16 protein-coding genes are annotated in these 21,049 nt (G+C 49.4%); 9 read left to right on the top strand and 7 right to left on the bottom strand.

Annotation, left to right across the window (positions count from 1 at the left end; all coding sequences use genetic code 11):
• Positions 1-44 precede the first annotated feature (44 nt).
• The 3 genes from hflX to LACPH_RS09050 all read right to left on the bottom strand — a co-directional run bounded on the left by hflX (position 45) and on the right by LACPH_RS09050 (position 4,369).
• A complete protein-coding gene (gene hflX / locus LACPH_RS09060; protein ID WP_306386724.1) occupies positions 45-1,340 on the bottom strand; it encodes a GTPase HflX in 1,296 nt (431 codons plus the stop codon).
• A 194-nt stretch (positions 1,341-1,534) separates the two neighbouring features.
• Positions 1,535-2,416: a diacylglycerol/lipid kinase family protein gene (locus tag LACPH_RS09055; protein WP_306386723.1), complete on the bottom strand. Its 882-nt coding sequence runs from the start codon at positions 2,414-2,416 to the stop codon at positions 1,535-1,537.
• A gap of 282 nt (positions 2,417-2,698) precedes the next feature.
• Positions 2,699-4,369 (bottom strand): APC family permease, encoded by a 1,671-nt coding sequence (locus LACPH_RS09050; RefSeq protein ID WP_306386722.1) that lies wholly within the window; start codon positions 4,367-4,369, stop codon positions 2,699-2,701.
• Between the two features lie 300 nt (positions 4,370-4,669).
• Here LACPH_RS09050 and LACPH_RS09045 point away from each other — a divergent pair, with 300 nt between their 5' ends.
• The 4 genes from LACPH_RS09045 (at position 4,670) to LACPH_RS09030 (ending at position 10,415) form a co-directional block, all read left to right on the top strand.
• On the top strand, positions 4,670-5,431 hold the full coding sequence (locus LACPH_RS09045) for an ABC transporter ATP-binding protein (protein ID WP_306386721.1): 762 nt from the start codon (positions 4,670-4,672) through the stop codon (positions 5,429-5,431).
• Positions 5,432-5,443: 12 nt separating this feature from the next.
• Entirely contained in the window at positions 5,444-7,252 is a 1,809-nt protein-coding gene (locus tag LACPH_RS09040; RefSeq protein WP_306387697.1) for an FtsX-like permease family protein, read from the top strand.
• A gap of 483 nt (positions 7,253-7,735) precedes the next feature.
• Positions 7,736-8,629: a rhamnulose-1-phosphate aldolase gene (gene rhaD / locus LACPH_RS09035; protein ID WP_306386720.1), complete on the top strand. Its 894-nt coding sequence runs from the start codon at positions 7,736-7,738 to the stop codon at positions 8,627-8,629.
• A 376-nt stretch (positions 8,630-9,005) separates the two neighbouring features.
• Positions 9,006-10,415, top strand: a complete 1,410-nt coding sequence (locus LACPH_RS09030; protein WP_306386719.1) for a C39 family peptidase — start codon at positions 9,006-9,008, stop codon at positions 10,413-10,415.
• 279 nt (positions 10,416-10,694) lie between these two features.
• Here the strand turns inward: LACPH_RS09030 and LACPH_RS09025 are convergent, their stop codons facing one another.
• On the bottom strand, positions 10,695-11,360 hold the full coding sequence (locus LACPH_RS09025) for a histidine phosphatase family protein (RefSeq protein WP_025013443.1): 666 nt from the start codon (positions 11,358-11,360) through the stop codon (positions 10,695-10,697).
• 160 nt (positions 11,361-11,520) lie between these two features.
• Between LACPH_RS09025 and hemH the strand changes: the two genes are divergently transcribed.
• Positions 11,521-12,489 carry a ferrochelatase gene (gene hemH / locus LACPH_RS09020; protein WP_306386718.1) on the top strand — a complete coding sequence of 323 codons (969 nt, stop codon included), beginning with the start codon at positions 11,521-11,523 and terminating at the stop codon, positions 12,487-12,489.
• On the top strand, positions 12,476-13,828 hold the full coding sequence (locus tag LACPH_RS09015) for an Nramp family divalent metal transporter (RefSeq protein WP_306386717.1): 1,353 nt from the start codon (positions 12,476-12,478) through the stop codon (positions 13,826-13,828). The genes hemH and LACPH_RS09015 overlap by 14 nt, the downstream gene beginning before the upstream one ends.
• Positions 13,829-13,928: 100 nt before the next feature.
• Here LACPH_RS09015 and LACPH_RS09010 read toward each other — a convergent pair whose 3' ends face one another.
• From LACPH_RS09010 to LACPH_RS09000, 3 genes are all read right to left on the bottom strand, one after another.
• Positions 13,929-14,390, bottom strand: a complete 462-nt coding sequence (locus LACPH_RS09010; RefSeq protein ID WP_306386716.1) for a DUF8821 family protein — start codon at positions 14,388-14,390, stop codon at positions 13,929-13,931.
• A gap of 56 nt (positions 14,391-14,446) precedes the next feature.
• Positions 14,447-15,352 (bottom strand): proline-specific peptidase family protein, encoded by a 906-nt coding sequence (locus tag LACPH_RS09005; protein ID WP_306386715.1) that lies wholly within the window; start codon positions 15,350-15,352, stop codon positions 14,447-14,449.
• Positions 15,353-15,759: 407 nt separating this feature from the next.
• Entirely contained in the window at positions 15,760-17,589 is a 1,830-nt protein-coding gene (locus LACPH_RS09000) for a monovalent cation:proton antiporter family protein (RefSeq protein ID WP_306386714.1), read from the bottom strand.
• A 71-nt stretch (positions 17,590-17,660) separates the two neighbouring features.
• Here LACPH_RS09000 and LACPH_RS08995 point away from each other — a divergent pair, with 71 nt between their 5' ends.
• The 3 genes from LACPH_RS08995 (at position 17,661) to LACPH_RS08985 (ending at position 20,728) form a co-directional block, all read left to right on the top strand.
• Complete coding sequence (locus LACPH_RS08995; protein ID WP_306386713.1) at positions 17,661-17,858, top strand: Tat pathway signal protein; 198 nt, start codon at positions 17,661-17,663, stop codon at positions 17,856-17,858.
• Positions 17,859-17,954: 96 nt separating this feature from the next.
• Positions 17,955-20,246, top strand: coding sequence for an RNA polymerase recycling motor HelD (gene helD / locus LACPH_RS08990; protein ID WP_306386712.1), 2,292 nt, complete (start codon positions 17,955-17,957; stop codon positions 20,244-20,246).
• A 5-nt stretch (positions 20,247-20,251) separates the two neighbouring features.
• Entirely contained in the window at positions 20,252-20,728 is a 477-nt protein-coding gene (locus tag LACPH_RS08985) for an acyl-CoA thioesterase (protein ID WP_306386711.1), read from the top strand.
• Positions 20,729-21,049 lie beyond the last annotated feature (321 nt).

Genomic DNA, 21,049 nt, shown 5'->3' with positions numbered 1-21,049 from the left:
AGCAATAGCGAGGCCTTTTTATATTCTATATTAGCTCAGGTACTTCAAACTTCTTCCTTAACCGCGAACTTAGCCAGCTTACCTTTCTGAACCGGATTGACGACCGCGGTGATGCGGGTGCCGTCTTCCGTGTAGTCGGTGGCTTTAACCACTGTTTCTTGATTCAGATAGTTGACGAGTTGTCCTTGATCGAATGGGATCAGGTACGTGTGTTCTTCGTCCTGGCCGAATAAATCAGCTTTGATGAGTTGCGTGAGTGCCTGAAGCGAGCGCTTGTCGCGGGCCGAGTAGATGAGGCGTTGGCCGGTGACTTCCGGATACCGCGTGCCTTCACGTAGATCGGCTTTGTTGTAAGCTTCGATCATCGGGATGTTGTGGATGCCAACTTCTTTGAGGGTTTTCTCGGTGATGGCCATCATTTCTGGATAGTTTTCATCGGAGTAGTCGACAACCTGAATGAGGAGGTCGGCGTTGGCGGCTTCTGCTAAGGTGGCTTTGAAGCTGTCAATCAGGTTGTGTGGCAGTTTGGAGACGAAGCCGACTGTGTCGCTGAGCAGGAACTTGCGATTGTCTGGCAAGGTGATTTGCCGCACGCTGGTGTCCAGCGTTGCAAATAGCATGTCCTTTTCAAAGACCTGTTTGCCTTCCGGACGATCGGCGAAAAGTTGCAGGAGTCCGTTCATCGTGGTGCTTTTGCCGGCATTGGTGTAGCCAACCAAGGCGACCACTGGAATTGCATTGTCTTCGCGCCGGGCGCGGCGAACCTGATCGCCAACACTGGCTTCTTTGAGTTCCTGACGCAGGTGGCTAATGCGCTTATTGAGCACTCGGCGATCGAGTTCAAGTTGCGTTTCGCCGGAGCCACGAGTTGCAAAACCGGCACCGCCGCCGACCTGCTGATCGAGACGATTAGCGCTGGGATGCAGTCGTGGCAAGGCGTATTGCAGTTGCGCAATTTCGACTTGCGTTTTGGCTGCTTTACTACGGGCCCGGTCAGCAAAAATATCGAGAATCAGCTGCGTGCGGTCGATGACGTGCAATTTGGTTTGCTTCTCAAGGTTGCGCAGTTGCGATGGTGAGAGTTCATCGTTAATGACCACCGTGGTGGCGTCACGAACATTGGCGAGCTCGCGGATTTCCTCGACTTTGCCGGAGCCAAAATAGGTAGCGGCAACGGCCCGATCAAGGTTTTGCCGGATTTCGCCGACAACCTTATAGTTATCGGCCTTGGCCAATTCGCCGAGTTCGGTCATGGTGTAATCGAAATCAGCCTGCTGGCGGGAAATGCCTGCAATCAAAACGTTTTCAGAGGTTACTTCATTGGATATTTGTTCAGTCATAAATTCCTTTCATAGATCCGGGCGTCATCGCCGCGGATCGGTGCTAACGGATCATCAGTCATGGTGCAACCTTGCGTAACCGCATGGCGATTCACCCCTTTCAATTGAATAAGACTAGTGTAACACGCGGTATTTTAGCTGGCGAGCGAATTGCGCTGTGAAAAGTTTTGTTTGCAGTTATACGCGTCGTTCGTTTATTTAAGTGGCGGCGCCAGCACCTGAATATGATCGGCAATTACGGCCAGCTTCAGCGGGGTCTTCGCACTCGGATCGCCATCAACACGGCTTTGCAGGGTTTTAGGTGCCTGAATCGTGAGCTGTTCAGTCTTAAAATAGGTCATGCCCGGCAGTTTCTGAAAGTTGCCGGTGATGAAGTAAGGGATTGCTAGCAGCGAACGCCACCAAGCCAGTTTAGGCGCGATGAAGACATGTAGATGGCCGTCATCAGGCGTCGCATCCGGAACGGCATTGGTGAAACCACCAACTGAATTGGTCATGGTCACCAGCAGAAATTGGGTGTCCTTTTTCCATTGGTGATGGGCGGTGTCTAGTTGCAACTGCCAGTGCTGGTGCTGCGCCAGAACTTTAAAGCCTTTTAGTAAGTAGATGATGGGACCGAAGTGGCGTTTTTCTTTTTGCGTGACTGACAGCGCGGCATTGGCCAAAACGCCAAGCGTCAGCGTACTGACCATGTAGCGATCATTGACTTGCGCGATGTCAAGCGGCTGGGGTTTAGCTTCGAGGATGTTCTTGATAGCCAGAGGTAATAGTAAGGGAATATGCAGCACCTTGGCCAGGTTGTTGACGGTTCCTTCTGGCAAAATGCCTAGGATTGGCGGTTGTTGTCGTGGCGCTAGGCCGGCGACGACTTGATTAATCGTGCCATCACCGCCAACCGCGACGACAACATCCGAGTGTGCTCTCGCAGCAAATTCACGGGCATCATCGGCGCTTTTAGTGGGTTTCATTGTGACCAGCCGCTGGCGATCTTCGAGTTTTGCTTTGAGCACTTCTGCCGCTGTTGGGCCCTTTGCGTGACCTGAAGCGGGATTATAAATGATCGTGTAGCTAAGCATAGCAGCCTCCTACCTATCAAGACATGCGGCGATTGTTAAAAGAAATGGCATCGTCACAAATTAAAAACAGTATCGCTCTTTACTATTAATCTTATCACGCCGCGACAGTGATCACCGTGTTGACAGCTAAATCAGTGGAAACCATCATAACAGCGAGCAAGCCTTGCTGCCCCAAATGTCTGACCGGCAAGCAATCAGATTAAAAAACTCCGAAGATACGGAATTGTCTCCGGAGCATGATTTTTTAAAGTTGTTTGCACTTAAAAAGGTCAGCAAGCAGTTTTACGCTTCGTCGTCCGGTGTCGCCAACAGTTGATGCCGTCCGTTTGCCGTGACTTTGATCACCACAGCAGCAATGGCCAGATCAACAGCAATAATAATGGCCCACTGAATGACCGGCGTTAAGTGGTTAAGCAAGTTGACATGCATGCCATAGGTCGCGGCGGCAATTAGCCCAACCAGACTAAGCGCCGTAAAGACGAGCCAGGCATTGCGACTGAAGGCGAGGCCGCTAACAGTATTGCGCTGCCGTTTGGCAATCCACGGCATCAAGACGCCGAGCGCCACCATCCCGATTGGCACCACAATGTTCAGCACCAGCATCAAAGCAAAAGTATCAGCCGTCGCATCGGTTGGGAAGAAGCCGAGGGTGCCGAGCAGAAAAGTAATGCCAAGCATCCAGATGCCGACTACCAGTCCGACTTTACGATTCTTGAGGAACGTATAATCCGGCGTCGGGAAGCGATCCTGATGCAGGCGAACCATCGTGTAAGACCAGAATAGGAAGCAGGTTGACAAGGGACTCACAATGCCATTGAGGTTCAATAACCAGTTGAAAATATCGTTGATTTTCGGCAGCAAAGCACCCAATGCCATGATCAACGCGCAGAGAATCGTCGTCATCCAGTACCCGTTAATCGGCAAGCCGTCTTCGTTCATTTTAGTTAACTGCCGCGGCATGAAGCGTTTGGCCACATCAGACAGGAAAACCCGGGTGGAGGCATCCAGAATGACAGCCAGTTGGGCGAGCATGTAGATGCCTTGAACCACGGCGAAAAGATACATGAGACTGTTGCCGAGGCCGAATTGGCGACCGATCGCCTGAAACGCATAGTAGGAACCGTTCATTTTCAAATCATTCGGCAGGTGATGGGCGTTGAAGTAGACCCCTAGTGAGAAGGTGCCGAATAAGGTCAGAAACATGGTCATAATGGCAATCATTTTCAGCGCCTTGGGGAAGTCACGCGCGGGATGGCGCATGTCCTTGGTGTAAGGTGCAGCGAGTTCCGAACCGTTCATGGCAAAAACGAACAGGCCAAAAGTCGACAGGAAACTCAACGAGAAGAAGTCTTTGGGGATGAAGGCCTTGAAGTCAAACGGCCGGGTGGCGATCGGGGCTCCTTTGGACAAGCCGATGAACGTCATCACCACAAACAAAATGGTCATGATGAACATGGCACCGCCGCCAATGGTTGACATAATTTCAAGACTTTTATTTTTGAAGAAGTGCTGAAGCCAGATAAAGATCACGAAAATAACCGCGGTGAGAATGCCGAACCATGCGTTACCGAGATTGGCTTGAATGTTGCCGTTACCGTTGGTGATCCAGCCAAACGAAATAACGACGGAATTGGCGACGTCCACCACGTAAGGCAGGCCGGTAATCCAGTAGAACCACGCAGCATAGTAGCCAACCGTATCGCCGTTGGTCTCGCGCATCCAGCTGGTGATCCCGCCGCCGTGTTCGGAAAAAGTCGACCCCATGTGCGCCACGATCAGGTTATACGGGATAACATAAAAGAAGGTCATGATGATCCAGCTCGTGAAGGCGACTAAGCCTTGATTCTGGAAGTTATAGATGATGTCGTCGAACCCGATCACGGTCACAAAATCCATGAGGCCGACAACCATCCAGGGAATATATTGTTTCTGTGGTTTTTCTAAATCGTTCATATAAAACAAACTCCTTTGCTAGGTTGAGTGCTGAACTAACTGCGAACCTAGACCCGGAGCTTTGTTGCGAAATTTTCCCACGACGAACCAACTTTCATAAGTATTTTCATGAATCAATAGTGATTATAGCAAGGATTGAGTGCTTTTTGGTGGAAAAAGTAAAGAAAAGCTAATGGAACTAACAAACCCGTTAGTTTTCAAAGGCCAACTGTTAGCGCAGGGACAGGAGAAATCGATTAATAACTACTATTATTAAATTAATCAAGCAACCGCCGTGACTTGGCGAATGGAGGGTTCATCATGGCTAAACAACAACCAATTGTCACCGTTGAAAATGTGACTAAGACTTATGGTAAACGCGGGGAGAAGCAGACTCCTGCGTTAAAAGGCGTCAGTTTTGAAGTTGAACCGGGAGAATTTGTCGGCATTATGGGCGCTTCCGGCTCGGGGAAAACCACCCTATTAAATATTTTGAGCACGCTCGACACCCCAACATCCGGTTCCGTGCGGATTAAAGGGGATGACGTAACCAAGCTTAAAGGTAACGCCTTGTCTGACTTTCGCGCGAAACGTATCGGTTTTATTTTCCAGGATTTCAACTTGCTGGAGAATCTGACCGGACGGGAAAACATTGCGTTGCCGCTGGCGTTGCAGAACGTGAGCGCCAAGAAGCAGACCGAAGCGGTGGATAAGATTGCGCAAACGTTGGGCATCGAAGCGGTGTTGGATCATTACCCGACCGAGCTTTCCGGTGGCCAGAAGCAGCGGGTGGCAGCAGCGCGGGCGTTGGTTCAACAGCCGGACATTTTGTTTGGCGATGAGCCGACGGGCGCGCTTGATTCCACTGCGGCCCGTGAATTGCTGGATACCATGGCTCATCTGAATCAGGATGAAGGCGTGTCGATTTTGCTGGTGACGCACGATCCGTTCTCGGCTAGTTATGCCAGTCGAATTTTGTTTATTAAAGACGGGCAGATCGGCTCTGAACTGAAACATGGGGACAAAAGTCAAGAAGCCTTTTATCAGGAGATTCTTGAGACACTCGGAACATTCCAGAAGTAGGAGGCGAAAATGATGTTAACAAAGCTCGCACTTGGCGGTTTAAAGAACCGTTTTCGCGATTATGCGGTGCTATTCTCTGGCTTGGTGATTGCCAGTGCCGTGTTTTATATGTTCATGGCATTAGCCACCAACACCAGCTTTTTGACGAAAAATTCTCCGGTCGCCTTTACGCCATTTATCTTCGGGTTCGGCGCCATTTTACTGGCGATCATTACGTTGGTTTATATCGTGTATGCCAATAGTTTTCTGCTTAGTATGCGGCAGCGTGATTACGCCATGTTTATGATGCTGGGAGCAAAAGGGCGTAAGATCGGCCAGCTGGTTTTTCTTGAAACCGTTGTGATTGGCTTACTTGCCACGGTTGCCGGCATTGCGATTGGCATGGTTGGGACGACCTTTATCGGCCAATGGTTAATCAAAACGTTGCATGCCCCGGCCACCGGTTTTTCCGCAATTTGGGTGCCGGCGATTTTATGGACGCTCGGCTTCTTTATTATTTTGTTTGTTTTCTCGGCCATCTACAATGCCGGAAAATTGTTGAAAACGCCGATGATGGCACTGTTACATCAAGCCCAGACACCCAATCGGATCAAGCAGCGCAAGGCTAGCTTTGCCATTCAGATTGTACTCGGATTGGTGTTGCTGGCGATCGGTTACTATAGCATGGCCAACATTGCCGTTTTCCAGTTAATGGCGATTCCGATAGCGCTAGTAACGATCGTGGCGGGGACGTATTTCTTGTTTAATTCCGTGTTTGTGGCGTTGATTAGTCTCATGAAGCGCAATAAAACATTTGCCGCCAAGCAGTTGCATACTTTTACGTTATCGCAGCTAAGTTTTCGAATTCGTGATTATACCCGGATTCTATCGGTCGTGTCGATTTTGTTCGCGTTGGCGTTAGGCGCGATTACGGTCGGACTTGGTTTTACCCATGACATTCCGATGTTGGTCAATCAAACCACGGTTTACGATGTGACGGTGACCTCACCGAACGCCGCAACCCGCGCGGAGGTCAATAAGTTACAAGGTGTCACCGCCAAACATCAGTACACGCTCAAGTCGGATGCCAAAACGGTTTACGTCAGCAAAGCGGCGATTGATGCCCATCCTCTGGAAATCAAAGCGAATGACAAAGGACTTAACGCGCCTGCCATCAAAATTACCAGCCGCAACTTCGATCGGGTTATCGAGCGTTACCCAACTGCTTTTGGCGTGTTCATCGGCAATAATCGCGGCAAGCAATTAAAAGTGGCAGACGCTGCAACGTTTGCCAAGCTTGGCAACGCACAGACATTGACGACGATCAAAGTCAAAGATTTTAACCAGAATTATGATACGATTCAAAAAATTGTGACGATGCAGCAGCATCAATATCCGCGGCTTGGCGATAGTAACACCGATCAAAAGATTGCCTTCTACGACATTATCAATGGCATGTATTCCGGGCTTGCGTTCATGGGCTTCTTCCTGGGCATTGCGTTCTTGGCGATGCTGGCGTCCACGCTCATGTTCAAAATCCTGTCTGGTGCCAATTATGACCAGAGCCGGTATCTCATGTTGAAAAAAATCGGTGCCCGTCCGCAAGCACTACGCCGTTCCATTCGCCAGGAAATCGGCGCACTATTCCTGCTGCCGGGACTGGTCGGCATTGTGCACGTCTTATTCGGTCTCCAGATGTTTAAGACCCTGCTAAGTCAACCTTACGCGAATTTGTTAGTCCCGTTTGGTTTATTCATCGTCTTGTACGGTCTTTATTATTTGGCAACTGTCTGGATCTATCAGAGCATTGTCAGTAACAAGGATTTGGCGGATAAAGCTTAACCAGGGCTGTGACATCATTTATGGTCAAAATAAAAGCAATCGCATTTTCAAAAATGATGCGGTTGCTTTTATTTCTGCTTAGAAATTTTATTAGGCATATTAAATTCGTAGTGCCAAAGCGGAGCAATCGGAGGCCAGATGGGGCTCAGTCGTGCCCACCACTCTAGCTTCGCGGTCGCCAGCCCCGATCTGGCCGGAGATTGTGGAGTTTGGAACGGCTCGGAACTTATTGCCGAAGCCTCTCAATATGTATATCTGTTCCGTTTTGGCTATTTTGATGCGTACATTTGGTCTGGTCGAGCGCTTACATTGCTTCGTAAAATAGGGGTTGTAAGAAAGATAAACAACAAATCAAACCGAGAGTGCTACTGGTTCAGTGCGGTTGACCATTTCTGACAAGGGTCGAAGCGGTTCATCTGTTCATTTGTCACTGTTTTCATAAGCAATCGGCGCGATGACCATAAGGAAAGAAGGAACGTTTTCATGGCAGATTCAAAAAAGGATTTCTTGAATCCCGAATATACGCAGGCATTTATTGATTCACCATTTGTACAACAAATGCAAAAGGTGACCTGGAACCTTTATCAACATGGCTGGGACGAGCGTAACGGCGGCAATGTCAGCTATCGGTTGACTGAACAGGAAGTTAGTCAGTATGGTGATGTGCATGAAGTTAAGCGCAACATCCTGATCAAATTCGATGCCAGCGAATTGGCCGGCCAATACTTCTTGGTAACCGGCACTGGCCGTTATTTCAAGAATGTTAAGGATTTCCCGGAACGTGACACAGGGCTTGTTCGCATCGCCGAAGACGGCCACAGTGTTGACTTACTGTGGGGCTTTTCTGACGGCGGCCAGCCAACCAGTGAGTTCCCGGCACATTTGATGACTCACATCCAGCGGCTCAAGAAGGATCCTAACCAGCGCGTTGTCATGCATTGCCATCCAACCAACACGATTGCCATGACCTTCACGTTGCCATGGAAAGAGAAACTCTTCAGCCGGATCTTCTGGAAGATGCAGGCTGAATCAATTGTTGTCTTCCCTGAAGGTGTCGGCGTTTTGCCATACATGACCCCGGGCACAAATGAAATCGGCCAAGCAACCGCTGAAAAAATGGGCACCTACCGCATCGTGCTCTGGCCACTTCACGGCATCTTCGGCGCAGGCGATTCCATTGACGAAACCTATGGCTTGATCGAAACCGTTGAAAAAGCCGCGACCATCTACACCGCCATTCAGGCGCAAGGCGGCAAGTTCGTCAACGAAATTACCGATGAAAATCTGGAGCAATTGGCACAACGCTTTGACTTAACCCCGAATCCGGAATTCATTCACGGCGATTCATTGATTAAGGAAAAGGAATTGGTACACTAGCATCCGCTTGTTCAATAGTAAACAAGAAGGCTACGCACTTGCAATTGATGCGTGGCCTTTTTGTATGCCTGAGGGAGGCTTGATTGTTCTTTGCCAAGTCGACCGGTGTCTGGGAGTTAAAAATGTGGCAATCAATGGCACGAGCGAAATAGTTTTGAAATCACTGAAAAATAATAATTTTTCTTGATAGCGATCTTTATGAGGATCATTATATAAATTGTAAGGGCTAGCCGATGAAGCGCAAACAACAAGGACGGACCTCTCTCGCATCGAAAGAGGGGACTCTGGATCCTACAACAGCTTGGCTGATAGATTTTGCTCACTTGATTGGCTATACAACCGAACTGCACTTTATCAAATGGGACGGAGGAGAGAAATGAAAACCACGATCAAGGCCGGTGGGGCCATCATCTTATCAGGACTACTTTTAGCAGGGTGCGGTGGTCAAGCAAAAGTGTCACAGACCAAGCCATCATCGGCGTCACAACTGACGCTGATGACGAAGCAAATAAAGAATCTCTACGCCGATAGCAAGTATGAGATGCCGGCAAAAGGTCTCAGCAAGTCAATGTTGGCCAAAGCGGATAACCAAAAAGCCAAAGTGTACAAACTGCGCGGAGATTTATCAAAAGCTCAAAAGAAGACTTTTAGGGTCAATCAAGAACAACTTATTGCTGCAAAAAGAATTTTTTCAGTTCAGAGCGTGTTAAACACTCAGCTCGGCAAGGATCAAATACTTAAAGATGAGGGGTTGGAAGCTCAGAAGCTCAACACCGATTTTGCTTATCTCCAGAAGCATAAAGCGAAGTTTGCGGAAACGATCAAAGATAAGGTGAATCTGCTGAACAGTGAAGTCAAAGCAGTTGCGCTGGTAAAATCGACTCTTAGCGGTGATCCCGTCCAAGACAAGATCGATCAGGCACGTGACGCCATCAACGCTGTTAATGTTAAGGCGTTCAAAGATAAGTACCTACCGCAACTGGATGAAGCCATCAAAAAACTACCTAAAGATCAGCAGGCCGAACAAGCGAAGAAACAAGCTGCGGCTGGTGATCCACAACAGGCCACTGTTGCAAAGGCGGCAGCTGCTTCCAGCAGCAGGGCTCAAGCTGCAGCAAGTAGTCAGACAGTTACCCAAGCGGCTGCAACTCGCAGCACAGCTAGTACCAGTGCTCCGCAAAACCAGACTAGTAATAGCAACGGCGGAACTGCAATCAATAGTAATGCTGCAGCCCAACCAAGCAGTAGTAAAGTACTGGGCGTCCATTTTATCAGTCAGGAAGCGGCGGGAGCACCAATGGGTTGTGAGGCTGCGAGTGCACTAGAGGCGCTTCATTATAAGGGACGTGCAGCTGGCCATAATCTTGCGACCTTCTTAAAGACAATGCCGATTGCCACAAACGGTAATCCGTATCAAGGCTTTGGTGGCACCCCGTACGCTGTCGTCAACGGTGTTTATCAATCCATTTTCCCAAGTGCGTTCACGCCGTGGGCTAGTCAATTTGGCGGCGCAAGTAACATCAGCGGCAGCAGCCTAGACGGTATTATCAGTCAAGTTGCTGCTGGAAACCCAGTTGTGGCTTGGGTCACATTAAATTATCAAGCGCCACAGTGGCATCATTACGACTGGGGCAATGGTATTGACAACGCACATGTCGTGACAGTAGACGGTTACAATACCGGGTCAATGCACATTGTCGATCCAGAAAATGGCACTTATTGGATTAGCAAATCAGCATTTAATGCGGCGTACAGCTACACGAAATTTGCCGTTGCCATTCAATAACTCAGCAATGGCATTAAGGAGATGAAACTGGACCGGATGCATAGATTTCCAGTGACTGATAATTTGTTGTTGGGTAAGCGTCAAAACAAGAAATAGTAAGAAAAAAGATCACACACCAGAACTGATATGTGGTCTTTTTTGATGTTTAAGTTGAAAATAAAGTAAAGTCCTCGTTGCATTTAGAAACGTTGGTGAATAATGATGGACGTAATACCAAGGCTGAGCAACCATATGCTAGATGGGACTGGAGATTGCAGAGTTTGGCAAGACAAGGAACAATCAAGCCTCAAACTCATTATAACTCAAGATTTTAATCCCCGTGTCAGTCAGCAAAATCTTGCTAATCGATCCATTACGCGGCGAATCGGTGACCACGAAGCCGTCATTTTTGCCGAACTTATCGACAATGCTGCGAATGGTGGTGCCGTGGCTGACCATGAGTACCTTGTCGCCTTCCTTGTTTTCGGACCGCAACTGGCGGAAGCCTTTCATAAGGCGGGTCCAGTAAGTCCGCGCGTCTTCGGCTTCATGGAATGGATCGGCATCGTGCATGAAATCTTTTGAAGCATCAACGCCATATTGTTCCAGAATTTCCGGATACGTCTTTGCCCCATGCGGAAAGCCAACCATGTACCAGGTTTGGCCGGAATCTTCGCCTTCAAAATAGCCGTAAAACTGCTCCCGGAAAAATGGCGTAACTGTCAGCGGAATCTTGCCAGTTAGATTCTTGCTTAAAATCAAATCAGCTGTTCGCGTTGCCCGCATCGTGTCACTGCAATAAGCATGGGTAAACGCGACATTGCGCAAAATAATGCCTGTGTTAGTGCCGTCTTTGATGCCGTTTTCGGTCAGTGGTGAATCGCACCAACCTTGCATTTTATTGAAATGATTGAACCATGTTTGGCCGTGACGCACCAGATAAACGGTAATACCCTTCGTAGCCATCCTGCTGCCTCCTCGAAAGTTTACTTCTAAAGATAGTTTAGCATAGAAACACGGGGAGGTTAGTTTTGAAAGGGTGCTTACAGGCAAGAAAACGCCCTCAGAAGAACGCGCACTGTGTTATTCTTAATTTATGATTTTGACGCATGATGGGGGCAGTAAAATGGCAACAGGGTTGTTAATTGTAAATCTGGGTTCGCCGGTTTCGCCGAGTACGCGGGATGTGCGCCGCTACTTACAGGAATTTTTAAGTGATCAGAATGTTATCACGATACCTAAAATGTTGTGGCAACCGATTTTACGCGGTTTCATTCTGCCTTTTCGCAGTTGGCGATCAGCAACCTTTTATCAGCATGAATGGACCAAAGCCGGGTCACCGCTGATTGCTTATACCCAGGTGACACGCGATCGTTTGCGAAAGAAGTTGCCGGATTGGGATGTTCAAATGGCGATGACTTATGGCGGTGAATACCCCATTGGCGAGACGTTGCAGAATATGGCGGCGCGCGGGGATCATCCGATTGTGGTCATTCCGTTGTTTCCCGAGTATACGCAAAGCACGACGAAGACCATTTTGGACAAAGTGGCAGCGTCCGGGGTTAAGACGCTGGTCATTGATCAATTCTATGATCAGCCGGCTTATTTGCAATTGCTGGCGAAACAGCTAGACGACGCCTACAGCCAAGATGACTATGACACCGTGATCCTGAGCTACCACGGGATTCCAACATCTATGGTGCGTCATGGCGATCCTTATCAGCAAGCCTGTGAAGCCACAACTACAGGCGTTAAACGCTATTTAAAGAAAGTACCACAGGAGAAGGTCGAAATGTGTTACCAATCCAAATTTGGCCCGGTCCCGTGGTTAAAACCTTATTTGCGCAACCGTTTGATGGCGTTAGCGGCGTTGGGCAAGCGGCGGGTACTGGTGACCACGCCGAGCTTTGTGGCAGATTGTCTGGAGACCCTAGAAGAAAATGACGTTCAAAACTACCAGACATTTCGGGCTAATGGCGGCAAAGTCTTTAAATCAGTGCGACCGATGAATGGGTGTGCACCGTTTTGTGATGTACTGGCATCGCTTGCAAAGGAAAAAGTTGCAGCGGAGGCCCAAGACGATGAAACAAGATGACCGACTGCGGGCGCAACAGGCCAAGCGCAGTCTAGATGATATTAATCGCAGTGTGCAGGTGCCGGGTGTTTACGAAACTTCTTTTTTCCAAAAGTTTCTGGCATATAGCGGTCCCGGCGCGCTGGTGGCGGTTGGCTACATGGATCCGGGGAACTGGCTGACAGCGTTGGAAGGTGGCAGTAAATACCATGATGCGTTGTTGTCAGTGTTGTTGATGACGATTTTGGTTGCCATGTTTATGCAGAGTCTGTCGATCAAGCTCGGGGTCGTCGCGCGGTTGGATCTGGCGCAGGCGATTGCGGCCTTTGTGCCAAAATGGGCGCGGATTTGCCTGTGGCTGATTAATGAAGCGGCGATGATGGCGACGGATATGACCGGTGTTGTGGGAACTGCGATTGCGCTAAAGTTGCTGTTCGGGCTGCCCTTAATGTGGGGCATGTTGCTGACGATTGCCGATGTGCTGGTTGTCTTGTTCTTTTTGCGTTTTGGCATTCGGCGTATTGAATTGATCGTTTTGGCCTCGATTTTGACGGTAGGCATTATTTTCGGCATTGAAGTGCTGCGGGCACATCCCTCAGTCGGCGGGATCGTTGGTGGTTTTGTACCGCATACGGAGATTTTAACGAATCACGGGATGTTGGTGCTTAGCCTGGGAATTATGGGAGCGACGATTATGCCGCACAATATTTACCTGCATTCCTCGCTAGCGCAAAGCCGCAGGTACGATGAACATATTCCGGCGCAGGTGACCGAGGCGCTGCGGTTTGGCAAGTGGGACTCCAACGTGCATCTCGTGGCGGCGTTCTTGATCAATGCCTTGTTGCTGGTGTTGGGTGCAACCTTGTTCTACGGCGTTGGCGGTCACGTGACGGCGTTTCAAGGCGTTTACAACGGGCTGAAAAATCCAGCCATTGTCGGCGGTCTTGCCAGCCCGATTATGAGCACTTTGTTCGCGTTTGCCTTGCTGATTACCGGATTGATCAGTTCGATCGCCAGCACCTTAGCCGGGCAGATTGTGATGGAAGGCTACCTCAATATTCAGATGCCACTGTGGGAACGACGCTTGCTGACACGGGCGGTGACCTTAATTCCGATCATGATCATCGGCTTCATCATGGGATTTAGCGAGCATAACTTTGAACAAGTGATTGTCTATGCGCAGGTGGCTTTAAGCATCGCGCTGCCGTTTACACTCTTTCCATTGGTCGCCTTAACCGATCGACGAGATTTGATGGGGGATCACGTCAATTCCCCAGGAGTCCGCTGGGTCGGGTATTTGCTGACTGGGTTGATCACGTTGCTCAATCTGCAGCTGATTGTGTCCGTCTTTGTGCCGTGACCCAATTAAAAACGCTTGCTGTCCAAGCAGCTTGAATTTTCAAGCTACTGGCAGCAAGCGTTTTTTGCATTAAATGATCGTGAAGCAATTGACGATAAATTCAATAACTGCCTTTAATCACGAAAAAGGAACCGCGAATCGTGCCGGCAAGTTTTGATTTTTGGCGGGCAAACTTGAACTTACCGGCGAGCTCATCGGGAACAGCCATGCCCTCACTGAGTTTGAAGCCGACTGCCCGTTTTTTCGGGTCCGTTAACGAATACATGACATTAACAACAAGTCCGTCTTGATAATAGGCTTCGACCCAGCGCATGTCGGGCAATGCCAAGTCGCAGATTTCCAGCGGCTTGGCCGCAAAAGTCAACGCCCGTTCGGCTAAAATCGTTTGCAGCCAAGCAAGACTGTCCGGCTTTTCAGCAATCGGATACGTCACATAAGGCACTTTGAATTTGTTCCAAATGTAGCGCGCTTCATTGGCACGTAAACCAGCCAGCGATTGGGCGACAGGCGAACTTTCGAGGCCAGTCGTGCTGACGGTTTTAAAATCAACGGTATAGGCCATCAGAAGGCTCCTTTATATAAAAAGCGGTGCCGCAGATGGCAAACCGCTTTTTACAACTAATCATTAAAAGTGTCATTTTCAACATCGGAAATGAACTGCTTTAGGTGCTTAAAGTAAACCGGCGCATTGTCGATCATGTGATGGTGGCCGCCATTAGGAGTGGTGACCAGACGTGCATGTGGAATGACTTCGGCCATGCGTTGCGCAGCTTTTAGCGGCATGGTTTCGTGTTCGCCAAATGTCAGCAGCGTTGGTACCTTGATGTTGTGGATTTGATCGCTGATGTCCCAGTCTTTCAGCTTGCCGGTGACAACGAATTCGTTATCGCCTTGAAAAGCGTTATAAACGGGTGTCGCCATCGTGCTAATTAAATGGGAAATAGCAGGCGGCTGCTTGCGATCAACATACCCTCGGTTGAGAACATCGACATACTTCTGGTATTGCGGATCATCCCATTTGCCGGCTTTTTCGATTTTCTTCATGTATTTAACGGCTGAAGGCGGCAATGCCTCTTCGCGAACCAAGTTGATGTGCTCCACGTACTCATTGATGTTATCCACCATTGAGGAAATGATGGCACCTTTAAGATGTTGGCCGTATTTCAGCGCATACAATTGGGTCAACGCGCCGCCCCAGCTTTGACCGATTAAGTAAAAATGGTCCAAGCCCAGCTTCTTGCGCACTTCTTCGACTTCACCCAAGAAATAATCCGTGGTGAGGTACTTTTTGGCAATTTCCGGATCAGAATAGTCAGGCTGATCCGAATAAAACGATCCGAGCTGATCATACATATGCACTTGAACACCGAGATCAGCGAGCTCTTCGCCAAAATTCTCCCAGTATTCGTGGGTGCCACCAGGGCCGCCGTGCAAGCACAGCAGATGAATATCGCCTTCACCCTGCGTGTTGGTCCACAGGTGGTAGCCGTTGTCTAAGGTCAGGATCGTTGTTCCTTGTTTCATTTGATCACCTTTTTTTCTTAGAATAATCTCATTGTACCACGTCAGGAAGCGAAAACCTGATTGAAAATGATCGCAGGGGAGGTTAAAACTTAGGCTAAAAGTTCTGTGCCGTGCCAAACTCCGCAATCTCCGTCCAGATCGGGGCTGGCGACCGCGAAGCTAGAGTGGTGGGCACGACTTAGAGCCTCTGCAAAACCGGCAGAGTCTCTAAGCTCGGCCTTGTACTACGCCGGGAAGATCGCCCGGCTAGTACAATCTCACCACTGAGCCCCAGCTGGCCTACGATTGCTCCGCTTTGGCACTGATATCCTAATAAGCCCAACGAATTGTCCTTAGAAACCAACAAACAAACTATATCTTGGACAATTTTATATTATGCCTGCGCACTACGACCCTACTTCAACCAGCTAATTAAGCTTTTCCACCTGCGTCCGAATGTTGCGGATCAAGTGTTTGTCGCCAGAGAAGATGAGGTGATCGCCCAAGTATAACTGGGTGTCGCCGTGCGGTGCGATGAACTTTTTGTTGCGGTAGATCTGGCTGACGGTGATGTCGTCGATGAATGGCAGGTTCTTGAGTTCGAGACCGGCAAAGCGCGAGTTGCGGATGGTCACTTCGTAAATTCCGGCAATCGTATCGTCTAGAATCTGCAGCGTCGACGGCGTTTCGATCAGGCTGCGGAGAAGGGCGATGTTGGCGTCAAGCGCATTGAAGACTTCGACACCTTCGTCCCGCAAGCGATCATAGCGATCAGTGGTAGCATCCTTGGCGGCAAACCGGGCAATGATACACGGCACTTTTTGGGCGAGCGCCATTTTGGCAAGCGCATAGTTGGTGTCCGCGTCGAAATCACCGAGCACGATGATGTCACAGTCAAAAGCGCCAGCCGCCTTCAGTGCATCTTCCTGATAATCGGCTAGAGAGATGGCGACTTCAGAATTATAGGTGCGGAAGTTTTCCGCCTTATCGGTAAACAGTTGGACGTCATATCGGTCCGAACTTAGATGTTGGGCAATTGGGACAGTCAACAGATTGCCGCCGATAAAAGTGACGCGCGTCTTCTTGAACGTTTCCGGTTCCGGTTTGAAAAGCCGATTGAAAAGAATGGGTCCACTGACACAGGCGATCACAGCCGCCAGCGTGAAGGCGCCAGATTGCTGTTCCGTCACAATGCCAAGGTTGCGGCCAACGGTTAACGTCGGGATCACCAACGTAATGGTAGCACTTGATAAGAAAGTACCGGCCAATGCATTTGATACCTTGAAACGGCGGCGCAATACCGGATAGAGGCCAATTTTGGTGATAAAGAAGCCGACTAGAACTAAGGGAATCAATGAGAGGCTTTTAGGATCGGCAATTAAGGCCTTTAAATTCAGATTGGCGCCGGTGACGATGAAGAAAATCGGGATAAAGAACCCGTAGCCAATGGATGTCAGCTTATCTTGGGTTTCCTGTCGCGGTCCGAGCAGCTTCATCACCATCCCGGCAAGAAAAGCCCCTAAAATAGATTCAGCCCCGACTTGTGAAGCAATCGTGACTAAGGTGAAGACTAAGAAGAAGGCCAGGCGAATGTCTAATTGCGTGGTGCTTTTATCGATCGCTGCAAAAAAGCTGTAGACCCGTTTGAATCGCGCCAACAACACCAAAGCTGCCAGTAACAGTAACAGCAGCAGCCAAAGATTGCTGTCGCTACTGCCATTCACAGCGGAGTATATCGTCAAGCTAATAAGAGGAATCACTTCGCCTAAAGCTGCAATCAACAAAATCGTTTGGCCAAGCGGTTGGTGCAGCAGTTCTTTTTCTTTTAACGCCGCAATGACAACGCCGAGTGCGATCGTTGTAAAAAGGATGGTCGCAAAAATCGGATAGCTAAAGAAATGAATCAATTGCAGCAGGTAACTAAAGCCAAGGCTGAGCAGCACTACCGTCGCAAATCCCACTGCAGCAAGTATCACGGGATTGGCTGGCTGCGGTCCTTTTGTCGTCTTAGGCTGCGGCTTGAACAAGGAGAAATCGATTTCCATCCCGGATAGGAAAATCAGGATGGTGACCCCGAGTTCACTCAACGATTGCACGTTGCCGCCGGTGTGCACCCACCCCAAGAGGCTTTTGCCTAATACAATACCAACTAGAATCTCGGCTACCGCAGTCGGGATACTATTAATGTGAAAATGCGCCATGAACAGCGGGGTTACCAGGGCAGCTGTCAGGACAATTAAAAGTGAAATAGATTCCATAATGACCTCCGATCAGCGATAATGGATGAGTCAATCGTAACGAAAAGTATGGATAAATGAAAGGAATGCGTATGATACAAAATCAAAAGCCGCCACGTCAAGGAAAATCTTTCTTCAATCGCCGCGCCGTCATTGTTGGTACTTGCGTCTTAGTCGGACTATTAGTCAGCCTGCCATTCAAACGCATTTTACTGGGTGTCGCCATCGGTCTGGCAGTGGGGTATGTACTCGAAGCGTGGACACCGTTGTTGCGCGGAAAGTTAAAATAAAACCTGATATTAGATGACATGTCGCTTTTGCGGCGCCGGCCCATAAGTGATAAGATGTTATAACGATTATTTGATAACCGTTAAGGAGATGATGGCGTGGTCGAGAATGAGCAGGCTAAAGAGCAGCAACATTTAGATGGCATCATGAAGGAGCTCTCCAGTGCCGAGGTTCGTCTTTCAAAAGAGATGGCCAAGACCAAGACTGAAGAGAAAAGCATTAGCGACAACTTCTTCAATGATTTTTCTCTCAACTTCAGTAATGACGCGGAAACCATTGAAACGGCTGCTTCGATCCAACAACAGCAACGCGTGCTTGATGAGCGCACCAATGCATGGAAGCAAAGCGCTCAGCAACTTGCAACTGTCAAACGATTGTTGGGCAATCCGTACTTTGCCCGGATTGATTTTCAGGAAGGCCAGGAAAAGCCGGAAACAATCTACATTGGCCTTGGTTCATTTACCAATGAGGCTGGCAAGTTTCTCATTTATGACTGGCGGGCGCCGATCAGTTCCATCTACTATGATGGCGGTTTGGGCAAGGTCACTTACCAAACGCCGGACGGGCCGCAACAGGTCAACGTCTCTTTGAAACGGCAATTTGTGATCAAAAACGGGCGGATTCAGACCATGTTTGATACCACCGAGACCATTGGCGATCAAATGCTGCTTGAAGTCTTGGGCGAGAAGTCCGATACGCAGATGAAAACCATCGTCACCACCATTCAGCGCGAACAAAACCAGATCATCCGTGACACCAAAGCCGATTTGCTGTTTGTGCAAGGTGCTGCCGGTTCCGGTAAAACCAGCGCCGTTTTGCAGCGGGTCGCGTATCTGCTGTATCGCTACCGCGGCAATCTGACCAGCAGCCAGGTAATCATGTTCAGCCCGAACCAGCTTTTCTCCGACTACATCAGCAACGTTTTGCCGGAATTAGGCGAGCAAAACATGGTGCAGTTCACTTACTACCAATATGTCACGCGCCGGTTGCCGCACATTGACGTCCAAAATCTCTTTTCCCAGTTCGAGCAGCAACTGACGCCGGTGCAAAAGAAAATCGCCCGCGTCAAAGGCAGTCTGGATTTCTTCAACGCAGCTAAAACATACGCTACCAGCCTAGAACGTTCCGGCTTGCGTTTCCGCGATATTCGTTTCCGCGGCGAAGTGTTCTTTTCCCGCAAGCGTATCCGTGAAATTTTTTATAGTTACAACGAAAATTATCATATGGGCAATCGCCTGAACGCCACCAAAGAGCGGTTGATCAAAATGCTGAATCGGAAAATTGAATCCGAAACTAAAGCACAGTGGGTTCAAGAAGCAGTGCAGAATTTAAGCGACGAAACGATTCGCTCGATGCAACAGGATGGCCCGAAAGAATTTAAAAATAGCGATGATGAATATCGCTTCTTTGCTCGGCAGCTAGTCATGAAGGGCTTTGACGAGATTCAGCAGGATATTGTCCGCAATCGGTTCATCAACATTCGCGGCCAGTACGTCAGCTTTTTGCGGGAAGTGCCGGCGATTTATGATTTAGCGGCAGAAGGTATTTCCGAAGATGAATGGCAGGCGGAAGTCGATCATTTCATCGACGTGTTCAAGCAGCGACAGTTGCCAATGGCCGACGCAACGCCGTACCTGCATCTTTACGACTTAATTACTGGCCGACACGGCGAGCGCGAGATGCGGTACGTGTTTGTCGATGAAATTCAGGATTACACGCCGTATCAGCTGGCTTACCTTAAGGACAGTTTTCCACGCGCCAAGTTTACGTTGTTAGGCGATCTGAATCAGGCCATTTTCACCAAGGATGATTCACGGACGCTGATCAACGAAACCAGCAAGTTGTTTGATCCGGAGAAGACCCGGGTCGTGCAATTGACGCAAAGTTATCGGTCAACCAAGCAGGTGACGGACTTCACCAAAGCCATTTTGACCTCGGGGCAGAAAATCGTGGCCTTCAATCGCCAAGGACCGTTGCCTAAGTTGGTCGTGCGGCCTGACGAAGCTGGACTGATGACGGCGCTTAAGGAGCAGCTAAAAGTAAACAATGAAGCCAAGCAGACAACCGCGGTCATTGCCAAAACGCTCGAGGATGCCGAGGCGATTTACGAGCAGATGAAAGCGGCGGGCATTAAAGTGACGCTCATCAAGTCCGAAAATCAGCGGTTAGCAGCCGGCGTGATTGTGGTACCGAGTTTCCTGGCTAAAGGGCTTGAATTCGATGCCGTGGTCCTTTGGCAGGTCAACGCGGCGAACTACCACGAAGAAGACGAGCGGGAATTACTGTATACGGTCGCGTCTCGGGCGATGCACCGGCTGACGATGCTTGCCAGCCCGGATGTCACACCGTTGTTGGATAAGGTTCCGGCAGATCTGTATGAGCGGGGGTAAAGTTGATGGTTAAAATGCGCGACACTTTGGCAGTTTCGAGTTATCGGGTCTTTCCCGGCATGTTAAATGACCACAAGACACTGTTTGGCGGCCAGATTTTTACCTGGATTGATGATGTCAGTTCGATTGCGGCGCAGCGATTAGGCCGTCGCGGGTTGGCGACCGGTTCGCTTGACATGGTGCGGCTGGATGCACCGGTCACTTTAGGGGATGCGTTGATAATTAAGTGTATGGTCAGCGGCGTGGGTCACCGGTCCCTGGAAGTGTTTATTCATTTAATTGGCGAACATCTGGCGACCGGCGAACGGTTTCAGGTCGGTACGGCCTTTGCAACTTTCGTGGCGCGCCACAAAGAAGACGGCCCGCTGCCAGCGCTTGAAGCGGAGTCGGATTTTGAAAAGCGGTTGTTAGCGGGTTACGATGAGCGGCGTGCGGACTATCGGAAGATTAATGCCAGCTTTGGCGAGGTGCCATTGGATTAGCAGGCTGAGAAACATATTGCCGTGCCAACCTCCGCTATCTCCGGCCAGCTGGGGTGGCGACGCGAAGCTAGAGCGGAGGGCACGACTTCGAACCCGCAAAAACCGCGGTTTCGAAGCTCGGCCTTGTTGTAGGCGGGGCAAAGAGCGCCCCGCCTACAACAATTCCACTGCTGAGCCCCATCTGGCCTCCGATAGCTCCGCCTTGGCACTAGTTCTTTAATCTGTCGCCACTGTTTACTTCAGGTAGTTCCGCAACAAGGCAAACGAGAATCATGTGCCATCTAACTTAAAATAAATTTCAAGCTAAAATATTAATCGCCT

This window comes from Lacticaseibacillus parahuelsenbergensis (genome assembly GCF_030770265.1).
GTDB classification, from domain to species: domain Bacteria; phylum Bacillota; class Bacilli; order Lactobacillales; family Lactobacillaceae; genus Lacticaseibacillus; species Lacticaseibacillus casei.
This window is presented reverse-complemented; position numbering and strand designations above follow the sequence as displayed.

What these genes read in the sequence shown, in the direction of transcription:
- hflX (WP_306386724.1), bottom strand. Translation starts at nt 1,340, where the DNA reads ATGACTGAACAAATATCCAATGAAGTAACCTCTGAAAACGTTTTGATT.
- LACPH_RS09055 (WP_306386723.1), bottom strand. Translation starts at nt 2,416, where the DNA reads ATGCTTAGCTACACGATCATTTATAATCCCGCTTCAGGTCACGCAAAG.
- LACPH_RS09050 (WP_306386722.1), bottom strand. Translation starts at nt 4,369, where the DNA reads ATGAACGATTTAGAAAAACCACAGAAACAATATATTCCCTGGATGGTT.
- LACPH_RS09045 (WP_306386721.1), top strand. Translation starts at nt 4,670, where the DNA reads ATGGCTAAACAACAACCAATTGTCACCGTTGAAAATGTGACTAAGACT.
- LACPH_RS09040 (WP_306387697.1), top strand. Translation starts at nt 5,444, where the DNA reads ATGTTAACAAAGCTCGCACTTGGCGGTTTAAAGAACCGTTTTCGCGAT.
- rhaD (WP_306386720.1), top strand. Translation starts at nt 7,736, where the DNA reads ATGGCAGATTCAAAAAAGGATTTCTTGAATCCCGAATATACGCAGGCA.
- LACPH_RS09030 (WP_306386719.1), top strand. Translation starts at nt 9,006, where the DNA reads ATGAAAACCACGATCAAGGCCGGTGGGGCCATCATCTTATCAGGACTA.
- LACPH_RS09025 (WP_025013443.1), bottom strand. Translation starts at nt 11,360, where the DNA reads ATGGCTACGAAGGGTATTACCGTTTATCTGGTGCGTCACGGCCAAACA.
- hemH (WP_306386718.1), top strand. Translation starts at nt 11,521, where the DNA reads ATGGCAACAGGGTTGTTAATTGTAAATCTGGGTTCGCCGGTTTCGCCG.
- LACPH_RS09015 (WP_306386717.1), top strand. Translation starts at nt 12,476, where the DNA reads ATGAAACAAGATGACCGACTGCGGGCGCAACAGGCCAAGCGCAGTCTA.
- LACPH_RS09010 (WP_306386716.1), bottom strand. Translation starts at nt 14,390, where the DNA reads ATGGCCTATACCGTTGATTTTAAAACCGTCAGCACGACTGGCCTCGAA.
- LACPH_RS09005 (WP_306386715.1), bottom strand. Translation starts at nt 15,352, where the DNA reads ATGAAACAAGGAACAACGATCCTGACCTTAGACAACGGCTACCACCTG.
- LACPH_RS09000 (WP_306386714.1), bottom strand. Translation starts at nt 17,589, where the DNA reads ATGGAATCTATTTCACTTTTAATTGTCCTGACAGCTGCCCTGGTAACC.
- LACPH_RS08995 (WP_306386713.1), top strand. Translation starts at nt 17,661, where the DNA reads ATGATACAAAATCAAAAGCCGCCACGTCAAGGAAAATCTTTCTTCAAT.
- LACPH_RS08985 (WP_306386711.1), top strand. Translation starts at nt 20,252, where the DNA reads ATGGTTAAAATGCGCGACACTTTGGCAGTTTCGAGTTATCGGGTCTTT.